This window comes from Agathobaculum sp. NTUH-O15-33, from assembly GCF_033193315.1.
GTDB lineage: Bacteria > Bacillota > Clostridia > Oscillospirales > Butyricicoccaceae > Agathobaculum > Agathobaculum faecihominis_A.
Genome location: NZ_CP136187.1, coordinates 3,090,741 through 3,111,491, shown reverse-complemented (window position 1 = coordinate 3,111,491; position 20,751 = coordinate 3,090,741). Strand labels below are relative to the sequence as shown.

Annotated in this window: 22 protein-coding genes and 1 riboswitch; of the genes, 10 read left to right on the top strand and 12 right to left on the bottom strand. The window is 56.2% G+C overall.

Features of this window, described 5'->3' with window-relative positions; translation table 11 throughout:
* Positions 1-41: 41 nt before the first annotated feature.
* Positions 42-1,229 (bottom strand): methionine adenosyltransferase, encoded by a 1,188-nt coding sequence (gene metK, locus RWV98_RS15050; RefSeq protein ID WP_280961803.1) that lies wholly within the window; start codon positions 1,227-1,229, stop codon positions 42-44.
* A gap of 82 nt (positions 1,230-1,311) precedes the next feature.
* Positions 1,312-1,424, bottom strand: a riboswitch (SAM riboswitch).
* Positions 1,425-1,645: 221 nt separating this feature from the next.
* Between metK and RWV98_RS15045 the strand changes: the two genes are divergently transcribed.
* Genes RWV98_RS15045 through RWV98_RS15035 form a run of 3 tightly spaced genes read left to right on the top strand, consistent with a single transcriptional unit; the run spans position 1,646 to position 6,121 of the window.
* On the top strand, positions 1,646-4,627 hold the full coding sequence (locus RWV98_RS15045) for an acyl-CoA dehydratase activase (RefSeq protein ID WP_317861772.1): 2,982 nt from the start codon (positions 1,646-1,648) through the stop codon (positions 4,625-4,627).
* On the top strand, positions 4,599-5,861 hold the full coding sequence (locus RWV98_RS15040; protein WP_280961801.1) for a 2-hydroxyacyl-CoA dehydratase: 1,263 nt from the start codon (positions 4,599-4,601) through the stop codon (positions 5,859-5,861). Before RWV98_RS15045 ends, RWV98_RS15040 begins: the two co-directional genes overlap by 29 nt.
* Before the next feature lie 35 nt (positions 5,862-5,896).
* A complete protein-coding gene (locus tag RWV98_RS15035) occupies positions 5,897-6,121 on the top strand; it encodes a hypothetical protein (RefSeq protein ID WP_317861769.1) in 225 nt (74 codons plus the stop codon).
* Positions 6,122-6,152: 31 nt separating this feature from the next.
* Here the strand turns inward: RWV98_RS15035 and RWV98_RS15030 are convergent, their stop codons facing one another.
* The 9 genes from RWV98_RS15030 to RWV98_RS14995 form a co-directional block, all read right to left on the bottom strand.
* Positions 6,153-7,559 (bottom strand): MATE family efflux transporter, encoded by a 1,407-nt coding sequence (locus RWV98_RS15030; RefSeq protein ID WP_317861768.1) that lies wholly within the window; start codon positions 7,557-7,559, stop codon positions 6,153-6,155.
* Positions 7,559-8,320, bottom strand: coding sequence for a uridine phosphorylase (udp, locus tag RWV98_RS15025; RefSeq protein WP_280961798.1), 762 nt, complete (start codon positions 8,318-8,320; stop codon positions 7,559-7,561). The genes RWV98_RS15030 and udp overlap by 1 nt, the downstream gene beginning before the upstream one ends.
* A complete protein-coding gene (locus RWV98_RS15020; protein WP_317861767.1) occupies positions 8,314-8,508 on the bottom strand; it encodes a DUF951 domain-containing protein in 195 nt (64 codons plus the stop codon). The genes udp and RWV98_RS15020 overlap by 7 nt, the downstream gene beginning before the upstream one ends.
* 188 nt (positions 8,509-8,696) lie before the next feature.
* Complete coding sequence (locus RWV98_RS15015; RefSeq protein ID WP_317861766.1) at positions 8,697-9,242, bottom strand: nitroreductase family protein; 546 nt, start codon at positions 9,240-9,242, stop codon at positions 8,697-8,699.
* A gap of 36 nt (positions 9,243-9,278) precedes the next feature.
* A complete protein-coding gene (locus RWV98_RS15010) occupies positions 9,279-9,692 on the bottom strand; it encodes an ester cyclase (RefSeq protein ID WP_280961795.1) in 414 nt (137 codons plus the stop codon).
* Positions 9,693-9,744: 52 nt separating this feature from the next.
* Entirely contained in the window at positions 9,745-10,317 is a 573-nt protein-coding gene (locus tag RWV98_RS15005; protein WP_442872071.1) for a class I SAM-dependent methyltransferase, read from the bottom strand.
* Positions 10,310-10,537 carry a hypothetical protein gene (locus tag RWV98_RS19485; protein WP_442872070.1) on the bottom strand — a complete coding sequence of 76 codons (228 nt, stop codon included), beginning with the start codon at positions 10,535-10,537 and terminating at the stop codon, positions 10,310-10,312. Before RWV98_RS19485 ends, RWV98_RS15005 begins: the two co-directional genes overlap by 8 nt.
* A 127-nt stretch (positions 10,538-10,664) precedes the next feature.
* Positions 10,665-11,360 carry an alpha/beta hydrolase gene (locus RWV98_RS15000; protein WP_317861764.1) on the bottom strand — a complete coding sequence of 232 codons (696 nt, stop codon included), beginning with the start codon at positions 11,358-11,360 and terminating at the stop codon, positions 10,665-10,667.
* 34 nt (positions 11,361-11,394) lie between these two features.
* A complete protein-coding gene (locus RWV98_RS14995; protein ID WP_280961792.1) occupies positions 11,395-11,985 on the bottom strand; it encodes a DUF1349 domain-containing protein in 591 nt (196 codons plus the stop codon).
* Between the two features lie 237 nt (positions 11,986-12,222).
* Between RWV98_RS14995 and RWV98_RS14990 the strand changes: the two genes are divergently transcribed.
* The 4 genes from RWV98_RS14990 to RWV98_RS14975 all read left to right on the top strand — a co-directional run bounded on the left by RWV98_RS14990 (position 12,223) and on the right by RWV98_RS14975 (position 15,189).
* Positions 12,223-13,158 (top strand): S1 RNA-binding domain-containing protein, encoded by a 936-nt coding sequence (locus RWV98_RS14990; RefSeq protein WP_280961791.1) that lies wholly within the window; start codon positions 12,223-12,225, stop codon positions 13,156-13,158.
* 588 nt (positions 13,159-13,746) lie between these two features.
* Positions 13,747-14,313 (top strand): DUF2599 domain-containing protein, encoded by a 567-nt coding sequence (locus RWV98_RS14985; protein ID WP_317861762.1) that lies wholly within the window; start codon positions 13,747-13,749, stop codon positions 14,311-14,313.
* 108 nt (positions 14,314-14,421) lie between these two features.
* A complete protein-coding gene (locus tag RWV98_RS14980) occupies positions 14,422-14,658 on the top strand; it encodes a hypothetical protein (RefSeq protein WP_317861760.1) in 237 nt (78 codons plus the stop codon).
* Positions 14,659-14,694: 36 nt separating this feature from the next.
* Positions 14,695-15,189 (top strand): thioredoxin family protein, encoded by a 495-nt coding sequence (locus tag RWV98_RS14975; protein ID WP_317861758.1) that lies wholly within the window; start codon positions 14,695-14,697, stop codon positions 15,187-15,189.
* Positions 15,190-15,305: 116 nt separating this feature from the next.
* Here the strand turns inward: RWV98_RS14975 and RWV98_RS14970 are convergent, their stop codons facing one another.
* Positions 15,306-15,833, bottom strand: a complete 528-nt coding sequence (locus RWV98_RS14970; protein ID WP_317861756.1) for a TetR/AcrR family transcriptional regulator — start codon at positions 15,831-15,833, stop codon at positions 15,306-15,308.
* A gap of 110 nt (positions 15,834-15,943) precedes the next feature.
* Between RWV98_RS14970 and RWV98_RS14965 the strand changes: the two genes are divergently transcribed.
* Positions 15,944-16,693, top strand: coding sequence for an EFR1 family ferrodoxin (locus RWV98_RS14965; protein ID WP_317861755.1), 750 nt, complete (start codon positions 15,944-15,946; stop codon positions 16,691-16,693).
* Between the two features lie 55 nt (positions 16,694-16,748).
* Here the strand turns inward: RWV98_RS14965 and RWV98_RS14960 are convergent, their stop codons facing one another.
* Positions 16,749-17,999 (bottom strand): replication-associated recombination protein A, encoded by a 1,251-nt coding sequence (locus tag RWV98_RS14960; RefSeq protein ID WP_280961788.1) that lies wholly within the window; start codon positions 17,997-17,999, stop codon positions 16,749-16,751.
* Between the two features lie 143 nt (positions 18,000-18,142).
* On the opposite strand from RWV98_RS14960, the gene hisC reads away from it, so the two are divergent.
* Positions 18,143-19,204: a histidinol-phosphate transaminase gene (hisC, locus tag RWV98_RS14955; RefSeq protein WP_280961787.1), complete on the top strand. Its 1,062-nt coding sequence runs from the start codon at positions 18,143-18,145 to the stop codon at positions 19,202-19,204.
* Between the two features lie 383 nt (positions 19,205-19,587).
* Positions 19,588-20,694 (top strand): galactose ABC transporter substrate-binding protein, encoded by a 1,107-nt coding sequence (locus RWV98_RS14950; protein WP_280962638.1) that lies wholly within the window; start codon positions 19,588-19,590, stop codon positions 20,692-20,694.
* Positions 20,695-20,751: the final 57 nt, after the last annotated feature.

Here is a 20,751-nt window from a genome sequence, read left to right as displayed (position 1 = left end):
AGGACGGACTTAGCTTTTTTCGCTAAGTCCGTCCTTTTTATTTATGCGTTTACCGCCGCGCGGAGCGCGTCGGCCTTGTCGGTCTGTTCCCAGCGTACGCCGAGATCCTCGCGGCCCATGTGGCCATAGGCGGCGAGCTTTTTGTAGATCGGGCGGCGCAGGTCGAGCGCCTCGATGATCGCGGCGGGGCGCAGGTCGAATACCTTGCGCACAGCCTCGGAAAGCGTCCACTCGTCCACGGTCCCGGTGCCGAAGGTGTCCACCATGATGGATACCGGCTCGGCCACGCCGATGGCGTAAGCGAGCTGGATCTCGCACCGGCGGGCCAGCCCGGCGGCAACGATGTTCTTGGCCACCCAGCGGGAAGCGTAGGCGGCGGAGCGGTCCACCTTGGTCGGGTCCTTGCCGGAAAAGGCGCCGCCGCCGTGGCGCGCCATGCCGCCGTAGGTATCGACGATGATCTTGCGGCCGGTCAGGCCGGAATCGCCCTGCGGGCCGCCCACGACGAAGCGGCCGGTCGGGTTGATGTAAAACTTGGTTTTTTCATCAAGCAAATAGGAGGGCACGACCGGGCGAATGACCTGATCGACCATATCCTTGCGAATCTGCTGTAAAGAGACCTCGGGCGAATGCTGGGTGGAAAGAACGACCGTGTCCACGCGAACGGGCTGGCCGTCCTCGTCGTATTCCACGGTCACCTGCGTCTTGCCGTCCGGCCGCAGGTAATCGAACATGCCGTTCTTGCGCACCTCGGTCAGGCGGAGAGCCATCTTGTGGGCAAGGGAGATGGGCAGCGGCATTTTTTCGGGCGTTTCGTCGCACGCAAAGCCGAACATCATGCCCTGATCGCCCGCGCCGATCGCAAGGTCGGCCTCGCTCGCGCCTTCCTTGCGTTCGAGCGAGTTGTCGACGCCGAGCGCGATATCGGCGGACTGCTCGTCGATCGAGGTGAGCACGGCGCAGGTGTCGCAGTCAAAGCCGTACTTGGCGCGGTCGTAGCCGATCTCGCGCACGGTATCGCGCACGATCTTCGGGATATCGGCGTAGCAGGAGGTCGAGATCTCACCCATTACGCTGACCATGCCGGTCGTGCAGGTGGTTTCGCACGCAACGCGGGCGTAGGGGTCTTCCGCGAGGATGCTGTCGAGGATCGCGTCCGAGATCTGATCGCAGATCTTGTCCGGGTGGCCTTCGGTCACTGATTCGGAGGTAAAGAGACGATGTGCCATAAAGTGTTTCCTGTTCCTTTCTTGTTTGTCCGTCGGGGGCATGAAAAAAGCTCCCTTTCGGGAGCGGTCATTTAAGTTTGCTCCCTCATCTTTCGTAATTCTACAACGCCGGATTTGGCACCTTGCGCGCACTGATAGATACACGTAGGTTGCCGGGTTTCATCGGGCCGTTCCCTCCACCGCTCTGGATAAGGTATTTAATTGTACGGGCGGGCGCAAAGCGTTGGCTTCTAGCCTGCTACCGCTATATTCTAACTAAAAATAGAGGGGGTTGTCAAGAGGCAATTTCGGCAAATAGCGACATACCTTGTCATTTGACTTTTGCACGGAATACGTATATATTTATTATGTAAAGCTATGTATGAGAGAGAACAAACTTTAAACATATTCAGTTTAGGCGGAGATTAAAGATAAGTATGGACATACAAACGAGCAAAGTAAATTTAGGCATCGATATCGGGTCGACGACGGTCAAGATCGTCGCCGTCCGTAACGGTGAGATCATCCACAAGCGCTATGAGCGCCATTTTTCCAAGGTGCGCGAGAAGGCGGTCGAGCTGGTGCGCGACGCGCGGCGCGAGATCGGCGAAAGCGCCGTGATCCACTGCGCGGTGACCGGTTCGGCCGGTCTCGGCATGGCCAAGGCCGCCGGGATCGACTTCGTGCAAGAGGTGTTCGCCACCCGCAAGGCGGTCGGCGTGCACGTACCGAACGCAGATGTTGTGATCGAGCTGGGCGGTGAGGACGCAAAGATCGTTTTCCTCACCGGCCAGCTCGAAGAGCGCATGAACGGTTCGTGCGCGGGCGGCACCGGCGCGTTTATCGACCAGATGGCCGTGCTGCTCGACGTGACCCCGGCGGAGCTTGACACGCTGTCCCTCGACGCGGAGCGCATCTATACCATCGCCTCGCGCTGCGGCGTGTTCGCCAAGTCGGACATCCAGCCGCTGATGAACGAAGGCGCGAGGCGAGAGGACATCGCCGCGTCGATCTTTCAGGCGGTCGTCGGCCAAACGCTGACCGGTTTGGCGCAGGGCCGCGAAATAAAGGGCGACGTACTGTTTTTGGGCGGCCCGCTCTTCTTCTTCAAGGGCCTGCAAAAGCAGTTTCAGCAAACGCTTGGGCTGGACGACGCGCACGCGCATTTCCCGGCCCTTGCCCCGTACGCGATCGCGGCGGGCGCCGCCGAGTACGCGGGGGGCACAAAGCCCACCTATACGGTCGAAAGCCTGCTCGCCGCGCTGGAAAAAGCGGCGGATGCGCCGGTGATCGCCCAGTACCTGCCGCCGCTTTTTGAAAGTCAGGCGGATTACGACGAGTTCCGCCGCCGCCATTCGGTGCACGATGTGCTGACGCAAAACGTCACCGTGTACGAGGGCGACGCGTACCTCGGCATCGATTGCGGGTCGACCACGACCAAGCTCGTCCTCATTGGCGAGGAGAACCAGATCCTATTCCACCACTACCAGTCGAACAAGGGCAACCCGGCGGATGTCATCCGCGAGCAGCTGACAAAGCTTTACGAGCTGTGCGGCGACCGGGTGCATATCGTATCCTCGGCGGTCACGGGTTACGGCGAAGCGCTGATCCAGAACGCCTTCGGCGTCGATCACGGCTTGGTCGAAACGGTCGCGCACTTCCGCGCGGCGCGCCATTTCTGCCCGGAGGTTGATTTTATCATTGATATCGGCGGGCAGGATATCAAGTGCTTCAAGATCCGCAACCACTGCATCGACAATATTTCACTGAACGAAGCCTGCTCGTCCGGCTGCGGCTCGTTTATCGAGACCTTCGCCCGGTCGATGGGCTATTCCATCGAAGAGTTCTGCAAGCTCGGCTTGTTTGCCGAGCACCCGATCGATCTGGGCTCGCGTTGCACGGTGTTTATGAACTCCTCGGTCAAGCAGGCCCAGAAGGACGGCGCGGGGATCGATGCGATCTCTTCCGGCCTTTCGGTGTCGGTTGTCAAAAACGCGCTGTATAAGGTCATCCGCGCGCATTCGCCGGACGATCTGGGGCAGAACATCGTTGTGCAGGGCGGCACGTTCTTGAATGACGCGATTCTCCGCTCGTTCGAGCAGGAGATCGGCCGCAACGTCACCCGTCCGGCCATTGCGGGCCTGATGGGCGCGTACGGCGCGGCGCTGCACGCAAAGGACAACCGACCGGAGCAAACCGGGCTGATCGGCGAAACGGTGCTCGCGGGCTTCTCGCACGCGGTCAAATCCGTCCGCTGCGGCCTTTGTGAAAACCATTGCAGCCTGACCATCAACGACTTTGGCGGCGGCCGCCGCTTTATTTCGGGCAACCGCTGCGAGCGTCCGCTCGGCAGGGAAACCGCGCAGGAGCTGCCCAACCTATATAAGTGGAAGTTTGAAAAACTAAAGACCTACGCGCCCGTTACCGAAGCGCCGGGCGAACTCGGCCGCATCGGCATCCCGTTCGGCCTGAATTTCTACGAGCTGCTGCCGTTTTGGGCCACGTTCCTGCGGAAGTTGGGCTTCTCGGTCGTATTAAGCGATGTTTCCACCCGCGATATGTACCAAAAGGGCCAGCACTCAATCCCGTCGGACACGGTGTGCTACCCGGCCAAGCTCATCCACGGCCATATCGAAAACCTGCTCGACAAGGGCGTGGACGCGATCTTCTACCCCTGCATGACCTATAACTTGGACGAAGGCCGCGCGACCAACTGCTATAACTGCCCGGTCGTCGCCTACTATCCGGAGCTGCTGATCGCCAACGTCGCCCGCCTGCGCGACGCGGACTTCATGATGCCGTATTTCGAGCTGACCGAGGAAAAGCGCTTTGTCCAGCAGGCCGCGAAATTCTTCTGCGCCAAGTACCCGGCAATTAAAAAGCGCCGCGTGCAAGAGGCCGCGGCGGACGCGTATCAGGCCCTTGCGGATTACTACGCCTCCGTGCGGGACGAGGGACAGAAGGCGATCGCCTATGCCGATACGCACGGGCTGGAGATCGCGGTGATCGCGGGCCGGCCCTATCATATCGATCCGGAGGTCAGCCACGGTATCGACCAGCTGATCCAGTCCTATCAAATGGTCATTGTGTCCGAGGACGCGGTTTGGCAGCTTGCCGAAGCGCCCGAAGTGCACGTTTTAAACCAGTGGACCTATCATTCGCGCATGTACGGCGCGGCAAATTACGTCACCCGTAAGGAAAACGCGCAGCTGATCCAGCTTGTGTCGTTCGGCTGCGGCATCGACGCGGTCACGACCGACGAAGTGCGCGCCATTGTAGAGGGCGGCGGAAAAATTTATACACAGCTTAAAATAGATGAGATCAGCAACCTCGGCGCGGCGAAAATCCGCGTGCGCAGTATGCTGGCCGCCGTGGAGGAGGGCAGAAAACTTGCAAACGAACGATCCGAAAACCTTTGAGGCCGCACGCGTGCCCTTTACCGAGGAAATGCGCAAGACCTATAAAATTCTGGTGCCCAATATGCTGCCCGTGCAGCTCGGCCTGATCTGCCGGTTGATGAAAAACTATGGCTATGATATGGAGCTGCTCGATACCGAAGGGCCCGCCATTGTCGAGCAGGGGCTCCGCAATGTGCATAACGATACCTGCTATCCCGCGCTGCTGGTCATTGGCCAGCTGATGGACGCGATTGAATCCGGCAAATACGATGTAAGCAAAATCGCGCTCATCATGCCACAGACCGGCGGCGGCTGCCGCGCGTCCAATTACATCCACCTGCTGCGCAAGGCGCTGCAAAAGAATGGTTACGGCTTTATCCCGGTCGTTTCGCTCAACTTTACCGGGCTCGAGGATAACCCCGGCTTCAAGCTCACGCCTAAAATGCTGATGCAGATCGCGTATTCCGTCCTGATCGGCGATCTGATCATGATGGTCGCGAACCAGTGCCGCCCCTACGAGGTCGTGCCCGGTTCGACCGACAAGGCGATCGAGATCTGCATGGATGCGGTCGCGAACCGCTTTACCGGCGACCGCGTCGTGCACTACGGCGAGGTCAAGCGCCTGTACCGCTTTGTGCTGGAGGTATTCGGCAAGGTGCGGCTGGATAAGCGCGAAAAGAAAAAGCTTGTCGGCATCGTCGGCGAGATCTACGTGAAATTTTCGCCCCTTGGCAACAATAATCTGGAAAAATTCCTGCTGGGCGAAGGCTGCGAGCCCGTTCTGCCCGGTTTGATGGATTTTTGCCTGTACACGATCTATAACTCGGTTATCGACCGCGACCTGTACGGCCGCGCGCCCAAGAAGGCCGCCGCCTACAAGCTGGTGTACCAGTTCGTTTTAGGCAAGCAGGCCGATATCATCAAGGTCATGCGAAGGGACGGCCATTTCCGCCCGCCCATGGCCTTTGACGAGGTGCGCAAGAAGGCGCAGGATATCATCGGTCCCGGCGTTAAAATGGGCGAGGGCTGGCTGCTGCCCGCCGAAATGATCGAGCTGATCACCGAGGGCGTGCGCAACATCGTGTGCACCCAGCCCTTCGGCTGCTTGCCCAACCATATCGCGGGCAAGGGCATGATCCGCAAGATCCGCGAGACCTACCCGGAGGCGAACATCGTCGCGGTCGATTACGATCCCGGCGCTTCGCGCATCAATCAGGAAAACCGTATCAAGCTGATGCTGTCAAGCGCGGAATAACGCGGCTTGCCGGCAATATGGCGGAGGAGCAAGGCATGACGGTGGAACCGGTCGCGGCGCGTATGGACGTGCCCGTCAAGTTCGTCCATGCCTGCCGCCGCGAAATCAAGACAAAGCAAGGGCCGTTGCAAAATAAAAAACACTCGATTGTCATTCTGAACAAAGTGAAGAATCTCGCGCGAACGCGCGGAACATGCGTAGGAATCGCGCGTTCGCGCGAGATTCTTCGTCGCTTTACTCCTCAGAATGACAAGGGTTGAGTGTTTTTTATTTTGCAACGGCCCAATTTTTTTATGATCCGGAGGTATCCGGTATGGGTGCTCCGCCGTTTTCCCGCTCGATCGAGCGGGTGATCTGGCGGAAGCGGATGAGGAACAGCACTGTGGTCGTGGCCGCCGCGAGGAAGTCCGCCACCGGTTCGGCGCAGAACACCGCGAACAGCGGATCGGGCAGCAGGTGCGGCAAGATCAAAATGAGCGGGATCAGCAGAATGATCTTGCGCAAAAGCGCCAGAAACAGCGAGATTTTCGCTTCGCCCAGCGCGACAAAGGATTGCTGAAAGCCCCATTGAAAGGCTGCGGTAAAGCCCACCGCCATATAAATGCGCAGTGCCCAGCCGGTCATGCGGATCAGCTCCGCGTCCTGATTGAACAGGCGCGCGATCTGCTCCGGAATGAGCATGGCGCACAGCCAAACAAAGCCCGAAAAGACAAAGGCTGAGGCGATCATATAAAACACGCACTGTTTCATGCGTTTTGGCTGCTTTGCGCCGAGGTTGTAGCCCAATATGGGCTGCGCGCCCTGCGCGAGTCCCAAAAGCGGCAGCTGCATGATCTGCATCACCGAGGTGAGGATGGTCATCGCGCCGACAGCGAGGTCGCCGCCGTACTTGCGCAGCGATACGTTGAAAGTGACGGTGAGCAGGCTCTCCGTCGCCTGCATGACAAAGGGCGAAGCGCCCAGCGCGACCGCGGGCAGCAGGAGCGCCGCGTCCAGCCGCAGATAGTGCCGTTTCAGCCGCAGCGTGGACTTCTGCCCGCCCAAAAAGCGCACGACCCAAAGGGCGGAAACCGCCTGCGAAATGACCGTTGCAATCGCCGCGCCGCGAACGCCCATGCCGAATACGAAGATGAACACCGGATCGAGCGCGACGTTCAGCACCGCGCCGATCAGCACGGTTTTCATGGCGACCGATGAATTGCCCTGCGCGGTGATAAAGCCGTTCAGCCCCAAGGCGGTCATAACGAAAATAGTGCCCAGCACGTAAATGTTTAAATACTGCATCGCATAGGGCAGGGTATCGCCGGACGCGCCGAACATTTTCAGCAGCGGCTCCTGCACGATCAGGAACACGACCGTCAGCACGGCGGCAAGGCCCCACAAAGCGGCGGTACACGTGCCGAGCGTGCGTTCGGCGCGCTCGTGGTCGCCCGCGCCCAGCGCGATCGACGCACGCGGCGCGCCGCCCATGCCGATGAGCGCGGCAAAGGCGGCGATCAGGGTGATGACAGGAAAGGTGACGCCCATGCCGGTCAGCGCGAGCTTGCCCTCTCCCGGAATTTGGCCGATATAGATGCGGTCGACAATGTTATAGAGCAGGTTGACCACCTGCGCGCAAACGGTCGGCAGCGCAAGCCGGAGGAGCAACGGCCCGATCGGGTCGTGCCCCAAATCGTTTTGGTGTTTGATCTTTGCCATTATGGTGTCTTATCCTCCCGGATCAAAATACGCAGCGCCTCCACCGCGGTGCGCACGCCGCGTTCGGCGGCGTCGGGCGGGATACTGGGCGCATCATCGTTATCGGCGTTCCACAGCACGTTCAGCACCGCGCCGCAGCGCACGTGCAGCACCTGCGATACGATAAAGAGGGCGGCGGTCTCCATTTCGCTGGTCAGCGCGCCCGCGGCTTTCCATGCCTGCCACTTGGCGAGCAGCTCGCCCGCGATGGGCTGCTGCGCCGGGCGGATTTCGCCGTAGAAGCTATCCTTGGACTGGATGACGCCGGTGTGCTGCCGCAGACCGAGCGCCCTTGCTGCTTCCCGCAGCGCGGCGACGATATCGAAGTTTGCCGCCGCCGGGAACTCGATGGGCAGATATTCGCGCGAGGTGCCTTCTTGCCGGATCGCGGCGGTCGCGATGACGACGTCGCCGCCGCATACCTCGTCCACGATGCCGCCCGAGGTGCCGACGCGGATAAACGTATCCGCCCCGCATTCCACCAGTTCCTCCAGCGCGATCGCGGCGGAAGGGCCGCCGATACCGGTCGAGCACACGGCGACGGGTTCGCCATCCAGCGTGCCGGTATAAATCGTATACTCGCGGTTGCTCGCGAGCTTGCGGGGATCGTCAAAATACCGGGCGATCTTTTCGCACCGGCCCGGGTCGCCGGGCAGAATGACATAACGGCCGATCTGGCCCTTTGTGATCTGCAAATGCATTTGTTTGCCGTCTATCAACATACGATCGTACCCTCCCGTTCGATTTGTCTGATGTTTTTTTCCGCCTTGCTGCGCGGCACCATGATCTCGTGCCCGCAGCCCTCGCATTTTAAGCGGAAATCCATGCCCGTGCGCAGCACCTTCCACTGCTTGGAGCCGCACGGGTGGGCCTTTTTCATGGTAAGCCTATCGCCGACCTGAACGTCCATTTCGGCCTCGCCTCGCTTTCTGCTATCATGCTTCTATTATACCACAGCGGCGAAGAAGAGGAAACAAGAAGTAGGAGTTAGGAAGTAGGAGTTAGGAGTGAAGGGTTCGCGCATAGCGCGATACCTATAATGGCCGCCCGCGGCGGCATCTATCAACTCCTACTTCCTACCTCCTAACTCCTACCTCGTCACCACTGGTTATAGCTTACAATATCGTCCAGCTTCTTGCGGTCCTTTTTGCGGGGCGCGCCTTCCTTTTTGGGGTAGCCCACGGTGATAATCAGTCGCACGGTACGTTCTTCCGGAATGCCAAAGGCCTCGTGCAGTTTTTTCTGGTTCATGGTACCGATCATGCAGGCGCCCAGTCCCATGGCGGTGGCTTCATAGCACAGCGCCATCGCGGCCATGCCGATATCCATCTGCGCGAAGTGCTGGGAGCCGTAACGCTCGCCCACGCCGGGCATCAGGTGCGCTTCATCCTCGCAGATCAGGATAAAGGCAGGCACGCGGTCGCCCCACGGGCAGCCGGTCAGTCCCTCGTCGTCCAGCGCCGCGACCAGCTTTGCGCGGGCCTCGTCCTCGTCCACAATGACAAAGCGCCAAGGCTGGGCGTTGCAGCCGCTGGGGGAATAGTGCGCCACATCGACCAGATGGGTCAGCGTGTCACGGGATACCGGTTTATCCTGATAGGCGCGGCAGCTCTCTCTTGTCATTTGCAATGCGGAAAAATCCATTTGATATCCATCCTTTCTCAAACAAAAACCATTGGTTTACGGAGCGGGCACGATCAGTCCCGCCTCCCATAAGCCTTCAAACGTATTGACCGCGCCGCCGTGCTCGACGATCTTGCCGTCCACCACCTTATCGATGTCCACGCCGGTCAAGGTCACCTTTTTGCCGGAGGGCTTCATGCCCAGCCATTCGCCCCGATGCGTGCCTTCGGCAATAAACTCGGAAATGATATAGTCGCCGTCGCGGAGCTGGCGGGTGATGCGCATGTGAAAATCGGGATAGGTCTGCAAAACGGCGGTCATGTGCTCCGCCATGCCCTCCACGCCGATTGGGATGCGCGCTTCCCCGATGCAAAGGGTGCAGTCGGGGGAGATATAATCCGCAAACGCGCCGTCCGTACCGCTTGCGGACACGGTTTCATAAAAGTACTTGAGCCGTTCCTTGGTATCCATAAAAAACCTCGCTTGTTTTGAAATGGTTCTCGCACCGGTTAGACCGGCTGCCTTACGTTCGGAATATGTCGAGCACGTGGCTCGAAACGCCCGCCAGATCGGCCCGTTCGCAGGTAGCGAAATGGTATTTTAAATATAAAGCAAAAGCGTCTTCGTCCATCTCGTCTATTGCTTCGCGAATCAGTAAGGCGCAGCCGTCCGACGCAACGTAATGCAGCCGCGTGACTGCGAACGGGGACATCAGCTCGTCGATATCCTCCTTGCGGACCAGCTCGAACAGATCCTTTGGCTCCGATCTCGCGGCAAAGGTTTGGGAATCGATCAGGCCGTTTTGGATATACCCGGCGACATCGATATTCCTGCGCTTGAATCCCTCGTCGAGAAGGCAGCCGTCGGATATGACATGCGCGGCAAAGATAACGCCGCCCGGCTTGGTCACCCGAATGGCCTCGCGCAGAGCCTGCCGCTTATCCTCTTTCGTATAAAGGTGGTATAGCGGGCCCAGCAGCAGCGTGATATCATACCGCCCATCCGGGAAAGCGGATAGATCCATCGCGTTGCCCTGCGTAACGGTGATCGTTTCCCCCGGCTTTGTGTTTCGCTTGAAAATATCGATATTATGCACCACTAACTCCACCGCGTCGACGGCGTACCCTTTGGCGCGCGAGCGCGTGGGAATACCGGCCGGTCGCGGCGCCGATCTCAAGCACACGGTCCCCGGCTTTGCTATACTGTTCGATATAGCGCATCGTGGTGAGAAACTCGACCGAGCCGTGCTTTGAGGCAAGCCGGCCGTCCTCGTCATAATGATCGTACAGGTCGATCAAATATTGGTTTGTTTCCACTGTGTATACCTCCATGCGCCGCAAACCTGCGGCGTGCTTTAGGTTGGCTTCCTGTTTTGCACGGCAAAAATAAGATCGATCGCCGGATGGCGGCTCACGCTTTTTTGCGTCTGATACGCATATATCCCTACAAACTGTCCTTGATCCACTGTTCCAAAACCGCGAGCTGTTCGGGGGTGTGGAACCAATGCTCGCCGTCCTCCATGATGGTAAGGCGGCAGCCAAAGCGGCGCGTGAATTCCTCCGCCACACCGTGCTCGGTCAGATTGTCCCGGCCCGCGTACAGAATACGGGTCGGCGCGTCCCATTTGACGATTGGGTGCGCCTTGGCCCAACAAAAGTATTCCCATGAAAGCGTCTGGCCAAAATCGGTCTCTATCGTCTGCCGCTCGAGCAGCTGCGCTTCGGTCACATGGGCCCAGCCCATCATGTTGCGGATCAGCCGCTCCATATCAAGGATGGGGGATACGAATAGACAGTTTTCCAGCTCAGCGCCTTGGAGCGCCTGCATACTAAACCAAGCGCCGATGCTGTTGGCAAAAAGCGCGAGTCTGCTCCAGCGCGGCCCGGCATAGGCTAATAGCTGCTCCAGTTCCGGCACCGCGTGCCACGGGTCAAGGGCGCCGGCTCGGTTTTGGCGCTCGCCATGCGCCGGCAGATCGATGCTCAGCACCTGCCAGCCGCGGGAAGCGGCGCATTCGGCAAAGGACGCGGCTTCTTCCTTGCTTCCGCCCTGCCCGTGCACATAGAAATATACGCCGTCCGCGCGCTCGCTCCATAGAATGGCGGGCACGCCGCCGACGCTGAATCGTTCCTGTTTCATGGCTTGTTCTCCTTGTAAATGCTCGCGCGGTGGGTCAATGCAGGCGCCACTGGCATTCCGTAAACGCGATTTCGGTGAACACCGCGCGGAAGGAGGACACGTCCGGGCTGCACGCATAAAGGCCAATCTGAATTTCGCCCGCGCCTTCAAAAAGGTGGGCAATCCGCATTTGCTGGAAGTGCACGCCGTCCCGCGCGTGTTCAATCAAAAAGTCGCTTTCACGGCGGCTGACGCGGTAATACATGTGCTTCTGCTCGGTGGGGATGTCGGTGGTCGCCCAATCGGAATACCCGTGGTTGGTGACGACGCTGCCGAGGCGCTGGAACGTTTCATTTTCGTATTCTGTTGAAATTTTGATCCAGTTTTCGCTGTCGAGATAGATCAGCACGCCACACTGATCGAAGCTGTGGCTGCTGTCAAATTCTGTTTTAACGATAAAGGAAAAATACTTTTCATCGGTTTTCATCAAAAGAGCGGGCGCGTTATTGACCTGAGAACCGTAGCAGGTGCGCTGCCACATATCGGTTTCAGGCTCGGTTTTTATGATGACGCGGCCATCTGCTACATTATGCTCCTTGGGTTCGTGCAGCCAGATCAAACGGTCTTTTTGAAATTGCAGATCCATAATGTCCTCCATTTGCTTTCGTGTGCATCGGCGGTGCCTTCCTGTGTGGAACGCAAATGCCGCGTTTTGCTTATCCCCATTCTAATCTCTCGCCGCGGTAAAGTCAAACCGGGATGGCGGCCCGCCTCGTTTTTTTGTTTTTGAGGAAGGGCGCGCCGCTTTGCCGCGCGCCAAAGGTGCTATTTTAAGGGCCAAAATCATATAGTGGCAGTGATCTCAAAGGAGGCACGGCTATCTATGAAAATAAGCGAATGTTATCTGCCCGAGGGCAGCCCCCAGACCCTTGACCAAACGCGCGCGGCCTGCGAGAGTCTGGAAGCACTGCGGCGCGCACAGGAAGAGGGCGCCATTTTGGAATCCGTCGCCCTGCGGTGCACGGCGGAGCATGATCTAAAATTCGATCTCGGCTGCGCGGACGGCGTGATGCCGCGCGAGGAATGCGCCCTTGGCATAGCGGAGGGCGATACCCGCGAGATCGCGATTCTATCCCGCGTCGGCAAGCCGACCAGCTTTGTCGTGACCGGCATAAACGACACGGTGGACCCGCCGCGCGCGCATTTGTCGCGCGCGCTTTTGCAGCGGCAGGTGCGGGACCGCCTGCTGGAAACGCTGCGCCCGGGTGATGTAATCCCCGCGCGCGTGACGCATTTGGAGCCGTTCGGCGCGTTTGTCGATATTGGCTGCGGCATCAATTCACTCATCGGGATCGAAAACCTGTCGGTTTCCCGCATCTTTCATCCGCGCGACCGGCTGCGCGTTGGACAGGATATTTACGGCGCGGTGCTCTCGGTCGATCAGCCGGGCCGGCGCATCACGCTCACCCACCGCGAGCTGCTCGGCACGTGGGAGCAAAACGCCGCCCTGTTTGCGCCGGGGGAGACCGTGCGCGGCGTCGTCCGGTCAATCGAGCCGTACGGCGTGTTCATCGAGCTTGCGCCCAATTTGTCCGGTCTGGCCGAGCCGCGCGGCGACCTTGCCGTGGGGGATACGGTCTCGGTATTTATCAAATCCATATTGTCCGCGCGTATGAAGATCAAGCTGACCGTGATCGACGTGCTCGGCGCGAACGAGCCGCCCCCGCCGCCGCGTTACTTCGTCACCGAGGGGCACATGGACGAATGGGTCTATACGCCGGAGGACTGCGACCGTAAGTACATCGCAACAGTTTTTTAAATTCCTGCAAAAGCGGGCATGGCCGGTTGGGCTGTGCCCGCTTTTGCAACCAACAGTACTTCCCGCGCCGAAACTTGGAATAAAAGTATGTTAAGATAAAAATGTCGAAGAATGTAAAAATTGAATTGACATTTGTTTCCGGAAGGGGTATGATAAACGCGAACTACAGTTAACTAAAAAGGTGTTTGAAGTGAAAGCGAAGTGAACGAAAATAACTGCGTAAGATCGAAACTGCTGCGCTGATTGTATATGCGACAAATGGCGAGCCAGAGCCGGCCCCTGAATCCCAGACTGCCGCGAGTGTGCTTGCTGCACGCGCCGATGTGATCGTTCACAAAACGAGAATCTATAGATGGAAGAAAACTCGATGTTACTGGGCTGATCCTAGATGGACCAACCTGTAACGATATATATTATTGGATTCCCAAAGAAAGGATGATGTTTATGATTGCATTAAAAAATCCACATAAAACCGAAAGGCTGGTACCTTGCCGCGGAGCGGCAACTCGGATTTGTGTGGATTTATAGATAGTATAACACAAGATAACTATGTTTAAAAGACATCTAACGAAAAAGAAGGGACTAGACATGAACAAATTAAAAAAAGCCATAAGCATTGCTATCGCGTGCTGTATGGCGCTATCTATAGTTGCTATGTCCGCAAGTGCGGTAGAAGCTTCTTCTACTACTGACCAGAAGCAACCAGAGGTTCTGGTAGAGGTCATTTACAACAGCTACGACGAAGAGTATCTTAAGAACATTCCGTTCGATGACGGCACTGTTGTGGGTGATTATGATTATGAAATTAGGTATATAGGATCTGTTACGCGTGATCCTACCTATATACCGTATTATTTTAATGCTGTTTCGTGGATTACACGCGACGACGGTATGATTTCGTTGAGTCTCGACCCAAATTCCAAGGTGCGAAATGACAGCAGCGTGAAGGACACTGCATGGAGCGTTCTATCCACTCCATCCAATGGTGTAGCAGATAACCGTAATTGGCCGACAAATAGCAAAAACGTAAAAACATTCCGGTGGCAGTATGATTGTCATTTCGATTTTGCCAAGGACAAGGATCGCTGGAATATTGAGCCTAGCCGCACGGCCGGTAGTTATTTGGCGGTTGTTGCAAACAAGTGTAATCCTTAAAATACTAATAAAAATATTTAACAATAATGTGGGGACAAAGGTGGGGCGTTAGCAAATACCTTTGTCCCCATTACACAAAAGAATACTTTGTATGAGGAGATATTGTTTATGAAAAGAAGATTATTGTTTATTGCAATTTTCATTCTGAGTTTAGCAAGTCTTGCTATCACTATGCAACAATTTTGGAATATGGGTATATATGTAGATGAGCACGGTACTACACCTAGTGCTGTTTTGGGTGGAGACATGGAACTGTTACTTAGTTGGGCGAATCTGGCAATTCTATTTTTTGCCTGTATTCTTTCGGGTATTGGAGCACTGCTAAAGAATGTTTCAGATAAATAGTAACTAAGTAGTTTACACTGATCAAGAGGAAACGACATGAAAAAACGATTACTGACAATAACTCTTGCAACTTTTATTGTGATAGGCTGTACCGTCGTTTGGCACAGCAGTAGACCCGATAATTTAAAAACAATTACAACTTCGTCGGTTTTAGATTATGATACGGATGAAAATGTAGTATATGATACTTTTTCTGACCCAATTCAGAGCATAAGCCAATTGACTGATAATCAATTAACCGGATTTATTTATTTCGGGCGCGATACCTGCCCTTTTTGTCTTGAATTTAATGCGTATATTGAGAAAGCAATTACTCCTGACATAAGCTTGCCCTTTTATAAATTCGATACAGACACATGGCGAGAAGATGATGATTTTCAAAATGTTTTAGATAAATATAATATTGAAGGTATTCCGTCTGTTATTTTGATACATTCAGATAAGACATTTACTACTTTTACACCGGATGAATCATCTTCGAGTAACGACTTAATTTCATCATTAAACAGTTTTTTTAGTACACGTTCGTAACAATACAAGGACATGGTATGGTTCTGTAGTCCGACTGCAAAACGCTCCTCTTCATCAGAGGGGTCTTTTGCATATGACGAAACAATATACGGAGGACTTCAACGACTTGCCCTTTGTTAAGGGGCGCCGTTTACCAGCCGCAAGAACTCATCGGCCATGTCGTCCGGCGATTGCTGCGCGCCGCTTTCCAGCCAGTGGAGCATCATGTTGTAAAACGCACCCGCGTAATAGTAGAGCTGATATTTTGCAATGGAGCTGCGCGGCATATCGCCGTAGGCTTCGATCTCGCAATCCGTGATGAGATCGAGCAGGGTGGTCGTTATCTTGGCGCGGTGGAACGCCAAAACAAGCGCTGCGTGCTCCGCGTAAAACCGGAATTTATAGCGCGTCAGCTCTCTGCTGTGAAAATCCTTGGACAGCCCCGCCGTGCCCTCGTGGTACCGCAGCGTCATTTGCTCGATTCCGTAGGCGATGATATCCTCCACGGAATGAAAGTTGCGGTAAAACGAGGCGCGGGCCACGCCGGACGCATTAACCAGCTCGGTCACCGTCACCTTGGACCAGTCCTTTTGTCCGGCAAATTCAATCAGCGCGGTAAATAACCGGTCCTTTACCCTTTGATTGGCCAGCTTTCTCTTATCCATGAAACAATTCTCCTTGTTTTGTCTCAGGTCACATGGTTGACAGAAAAAATCAATGTGATACAATTTATATCATATTGAAAAAGCACGGCAATGTCAATAGGAGTGATACTATGATTTTTTATTTCAGCGGCACCGGCAACAGTCAACTGGCGGCAAAGCAAATCGCGTCGGTCACGGGCGATGAGCTGGTTTCCATCAACCGGTGGATGAAGGCGGGCAAAACCAATACGTTTCGGTCGGATCGGCCGTTGGTGTTCGTCGCGCCGACCTACGCATGGCGCATGCCGCGGGTGGTCGAGCAATGGATTCGGGACAACCGCTTTGAGGGCGATCAAAGCGCGTATTTTCTGCTTACCTGTGGAGGCGGCTGCGGTAACGCCGCCGCGTATGCGAAAAAGCTTTGTGCGGAAAAGCATATGCGTTTTCAAGGTCTTGCATCCGTCGTGATGCCGGAAAACTATCTGGCGATGTTTGCAACGCCGGGTCAGGCCGAATGCAAGGAAAAAATCGAGCGGGCGATGCCGGAGATCGCGGCGCTGGCCGGTCGCATCCAAAAGGGACAAAGCTTCCCGGAGGCTGCCGCTTCGCTGGGCGATAAGGCGCTCAGCGGGCCGGTCAACCCGCTATTTTACCGGCTGTTCGTGCAGGATAAAGGCTTTACCGTGTCCGAAGCCTGCGTTGCCTGCGGCAAATGCGCGGAACGGTGCCCGCTGAACAACATCGAATTGATCGGCGGAAGACCCGTTTGGAAGGGCGATTGCACGCACTGCATGGCCTGTATCGGCGGCTGCCCGACCGAAGCGATCGAATATAAAAACAAATCCAAGGGCCAGCACCGCCACTATGTGATGGACCAATAGCCAAACTTTAAGGCGAACAATCGGCAAAGAGGCCGGCTGTTCGCCTTATGTTATATTATTTGCCGTTTTTGACCCGGTCCCAGTAGGTCTTGGCCGCTTGCTCTGTCTTGTTCGGGCCGTATTCGTAATAGCGCGCGGCGCGTATTTCGTCCGGCAGGTATTGCTGCTGCACCCAGTGGTTCGGATAATCGTGCGGGAAACGGTAGGTCAGCCCGCGCCCCATTTTAGAGGCGCCCGCATAATGCGCGTCCTTCAGATGGGCGGGGATGTCGCCCGCCCGGCCCGACTGTACGTCCTGCATGGCGGCTTCGATCGCGGCGCTCGCGCTGTTGGATTTGGGCGCGGTGGCCATCAAAAGCACGGCCTCGGCCAGCGGGATGCGCGCCTCGGGCAGGCCGAGTTGGAACGCGGTGTCCACGCACGCCTTGACGATGGGCATGCACTGCGGATAGGCAAGCCCCACGTCCTCCGCCGCGATTACAAGGATGCGCCGCGCGGCGGAGGGCAGGTCGCCCGCCGCGAGCAGCCGGGCCAGATAATGCAGCGCCGCGTCCGGGTCGGAGCCGCGCACGGATTTTTGCAGGGCGGATAAAATATCATAATGGCTGTCTCCGTCGCGGTCGTACCGCATGGAGGAGCGCTGGGCGGCGGTCTCCGCGTCCGCGAGCGTAATGCCCGCCTTGCCCGCGCCCGCCGCGAGCAGTTCGACCGCGCCGAGCGCCTTGCGCACGTCGCCGCCGACCGCCTGCGCGATATGCGCGGCCACGCCGTCCTCCACCGGTATATCCTTGCCCTCGGTCACGCTGCCGAGCGCCCTCAGTACGGCTTTCTCAGTTTCCGCCGCTTCGACGGGCTTGAACTCAAAAACCGTCGACCGGCTGAGCACCGCGTTATAGATGCAAAAATAGGGATTGTCCGTGGTGGAAGCGATCAGTGTCATCTTGCCGGTTTCGATAAATTCCAAAAGGCTCTGCTGCTGCTTCTTGTTGAAATACTGGATTTCGTCCAGATATACCAGCGCGCCGTTCGGCGCTAAAAAAGTGTCAAGCTCGTCGATGATGGCCTTGATATCCGCAATGCCGGAGGTCGTGGCGTTTAAGTGGTACAGCTTGCGTTCGGTTTGCTTTGCGATGATGGAGGCCACCGTCGTTTTGCCAACGCCGGAGGGGCCGTAAAAAATCATATTTGGAACATTGCCGCTTTCGATTACGCGGCGCAGCAAACACCCCGGGCCGAGCAGGTGCCGCTGGCCCACCACATCGTCCAGCGTTTTAGGGCGGAGCTTGTCCGCCAAGGGCTGATACACTTGAGCGCTTCCCCCTTTTCCCATTCGTTATCATGTGGTAAAATCATATCATATAATTTCACGGAAAACAACTTGACTTTCGTAATTTATCGTGATAAACTATGAAACATCCGATAACGTCATAAGGTAAGGTGGAGAGACCGATGAACAAGCCATTTCTGGATAAGCTGCGCAAGATTGACCCGTATGTGCCGGGCGAACAGCCCAAAACAACCGATATTATTAAACTGAACGCCAACGAAAACCCCTATCCGCCCGCGCCGGGCGTGCTTCGCGCGCTGCGTGAGTTCGACGCGGCTTCGCTTTCGATTTACCCGGATGCGAACGGCATGCGGCTGAAAACCGCGCTGGCGGATCGATTTGGCCTGAAAACGTCGCAGGTTTTTTTGGGAAATGGGTCGGACGATGTGCTGGCGCTGGCGTTCCAGTCGTTTTTCTGCTCGGACAAACCGATCCTTTATCCGGATATCACCTATTCGTTTTACCCTGTTTGGTGCGACCTGTTTCGCATCCCGTATGAAAATATGCCGCTCGATGCGGAATTTCGCGTGAACCCGCGCGATTACGATAAACCGAACGGCGGCGTCATTCTGCCCAACCCCAACGCGCCGACTGGCAGGGGAGAGCCCCTTTCTTTTATCGAGGACATTGTTTCCCACAATGCGGATTCGGTCGTCATCATCGACGAAGCCTATGTCGATTTTGGCGCGGAAAGCGCGGTCGCGCTGCTGTCGCAATACGAAAACCTGTTGATCGTGCAGACGATGAGCAAATCCCGCTCGCTTGCGGGACTGCGCGTCGGCTATGCGCTCGGTTCAGAAACGCTGATCGCCACGTTGGAAGCGGTGAAAAATTCCTACAACTCCTATACCATGGACGCGCTCGCCCTTGCCCTTGGCGCCGCCGCGGTGGAGGACGAAGCGTACTTCGGGGAGACCTGCGGCAAGGTGATCGCCACGCGGGACCGCGCGGCGCAGGCCATGCGCAAACTGGGCTTTACCGTATTGCCCAGCCAGTCGAATTTCCTGTTTGTCACGCACCCCGCGCGCGCGGCGAAGGAGATTTTTGAAGCGCTGCGCGCCAAGAATCTCTTTATCCGTTATTTTAATTTACCGCGCATCGATAATTATCTGCGCATTACCATCGGTACGGACGAACAGATGGACCGCCTGCTTGCGGCACTGGGCGAGACCCTACGCGCATAAAGCTGAAGTATTTCAGAAGAGCGCGTTGCAAAATAAAAGAATGTTTTATATCCTTGTCATTCTGAGGAGCGAAGCGACGAAGAATCTCGCGCGAACGCGCGAAACTCACGTAAAATCCGCGCGTTCGCGCGAGATTCTTCACTTCGTTCAGAATGACATAAGAAAACTCTTTTATTTTGCAACGCGCTCTTCTTTTTTTGCGGAAAGGCTGTGAGAATTCATAAAAATATTAATATATTACTGTGCAAATTTCATCTGGAATAATGTTATTGTGAGTGATACAATTCAAATAACAAAAATAATATTAATAACATTTATAAATATTAATTAATTGTGATTGGCACGAACACGTGCTGATAATAAAAAAACAGGAGGAAAAAAGGATGAAAAGGTTTTTGGCAGGCTTATTAGCAGCGGTATCCGTACTGGCGCTGACCGCATGTACATCGAGCTCGCAAGACGCGGCGCCGCCCGAAGCGGATAGCGAGGGGGCCTCGGCGGCGGGCGGCGCGACCATGGACGGCACGGGAATGGTGTTTGCCGGTTCCTGTTGGTCGTTCAACGACACCTTCATCAACAACATTTCCAGCCATGTCAAGCAATTTGCCGAGGAATACGGCGCTTCCTTTGAATTCAGCGACGCGCAGGGCAGCCAGCCCAACCAGACCGACGCGCTGAACGGCTATATCACCAAGGGCGTGAACGGCCTGATGGTCAACATTATCGATACGACCGCAACCACGATCATTTTACGGGCCGCGGCGGATGCCGACCTACCGGTCGTATTCTTTGAACACGAGCCGGATAAAAAGGATATGGATACCTATGACAAATGCTGGACCGTGGGCTCCAACAATGAGCAGGGCGGCACCTTCATGGCCGAGCTGATGCTGGATTACTGGAACACGTTCGATAACGCCGATCATAACGGCGACGGTAAGTTCAGCTATATTTTAATTGAAGGGCAGGTGGGTGACACGACCTCCGAGGTGCGTTCGCAGTTTATTGAAAAGGTACTGGCGGACGCGGGCGTTAGCGCTGAAATGGCGGGCAATTCGGTCGGCGAGTGGTCGCGCGCCACCGCGTACGACCAAATGAGCGGCTTTATCTCCTCCATCGGTCTGGAAAATATCGACGGCGTGCTCGCGGTCAACGACGATATGGCCATCGGCTGTATCGAGGCGCTCAAGGTAAACGGCTATAATACCGGCGCGCCGGGCGACGGTAAGTATATCCCGGTCGTCGGTATCGACGGCACGGACGCGGGCTTTGATTCGATGTCGACCGGGCAGATGTGGGGCACGGTGCTGAACGATGCGAAAACCTATGCGCGCTACTGCACCGACCTACTGATCGCCGCCGCGAACGGCGCCGAGCTGACGGAGCAAAACTTGGGATTTGCCATAGAAGATGAAAAGTATGTCCGCATCGATCACGTCAAGGTCTCGCAGGACAACTGGGAACAGATCCAAAAAGATTATAAAAGCTGACCCAGCCCCCCATTGACAGCGTAGCTGTTACCTTATAAACCGGAGAACGGCAAAGTC

Coding starts and splice junctions, on each gene's coding strand:
- metK (WP_280961803.1), bottom strand. CDS start 1,229: ATGGCACATCGTCTCTTTACCTCCGAATCAGTGACCGAAGGCCACCCG.
- RWV98_RS15045 (WP_317861772.1), top strand. CDS start 1,646: ATGGACATACAAACGAGCAAAGTAAATTTAGGCATCGATATCGGGTCG.
- RWV98_RS15035 (WP_317861769.1), top strand. CDS start 5,897: ATGACGGTGGAACCGGTCGCGGCGCGTATGGACGTGCCCGTCAAGTTC.
- RWV98_RS15030 (WP_317861768.1), bottom strand. CDS start 7,559: ATGGCAAAGATCAAACACCAAAACGATTTGGGGCACGACCCGATCGGG.
- udp (WP_280961798.1), bottom strand. CDS start 8,320: ATGTTGATAGACGGCAAACAAATGCATTTGCAGATCACAAAGGGCCAG.
- RWV98_RS15020 (WP_317861767.1), bottom strand. CDS start 8,508: ATGGACGTTCAGGTCGGCGATAGGCTTACCATGAAAAAGGCCCACCCG.
- RWV98_RS15015 (WP_317861766.1), bottom strand. CDS start 9,242: ATGGATTTTTCCGCATTGCAAATGACAAGAGAGAGCTGCCGCGCCTAT.
- RWV98_RS15010 (WP_280961795.1), bottom strand. CDS start 9,692: ATGGATACCAAGGAACGGCTCAAGTACTTTTATGAAACCGTGTCCGCA.
- RWV98_RS15000 (WP_317861764.1), bottom strand. CDS start 11,360: ATGAAACAGGAACGATTCAGCGTCGGCGGCGTGCCCGCCATTCTATGG.
- RWV98_RS14995 (WP_280961792.1), bottom strand. CDS start 11,985: ATGGATCTGCAATTTCAAAAAGACCGTTTGATCTGGCTGCACGAACCC.
- RWV98_RS14990 (WP_280961791.1), top strand. CDS start 12,223: ATGAAAATAAGCGAATGTTATCTGCCCGAGGGCAGCCCCCAGACCCTT.
- RWV98_RS14985 (WP_317861762.1), top strand. CDS start 13,747: ATGAACAAATTAAAAAAAGCCATAAGCATTGCTATCGCGTGCTGTATG.
- RWV98_RS14980 (WP_317861760.1), top strand. CDS start 14,422: ATGAAAAGAAGATTATTGTTTATTGCAATTTTCATTCTGAGTTTAGCA.
- RWV98_RS14975 (WP_317861758.1), top strand. CDS start 14,695: ATGAAAAAACGATTACTGACAATAACTCTTGCAACTTTTATTGTGATA.
- RWV98_RS14970 (WP_317861756.1), bottom strand. CDS start 15,833: ATGGATAAGAGAAAGCTGGCCAATCAAAGGGTAAAGGACCGGTTATTT.
- RWV98_RS14965 (WP_317861755.1), top strand. CDS start 15,944: ATGATTTTTTATTTCAGCGGCACCGGCAACAGTCAACTGGCGGCAAAG.
- hisC (WP_280961787.1), top strand. CDS start 18,143: ATGAACAAGCCATTTCTGGATAAGCTGCGCAAGATTGACCCGTATGTG.
- RWV98_RS14950 (WP_280962638.1), top strand. CDS start 19,588: ATGAAAAGGTTTTTGGCAGGCTTATTAGCAGCGGTATCCGTACTGGCG.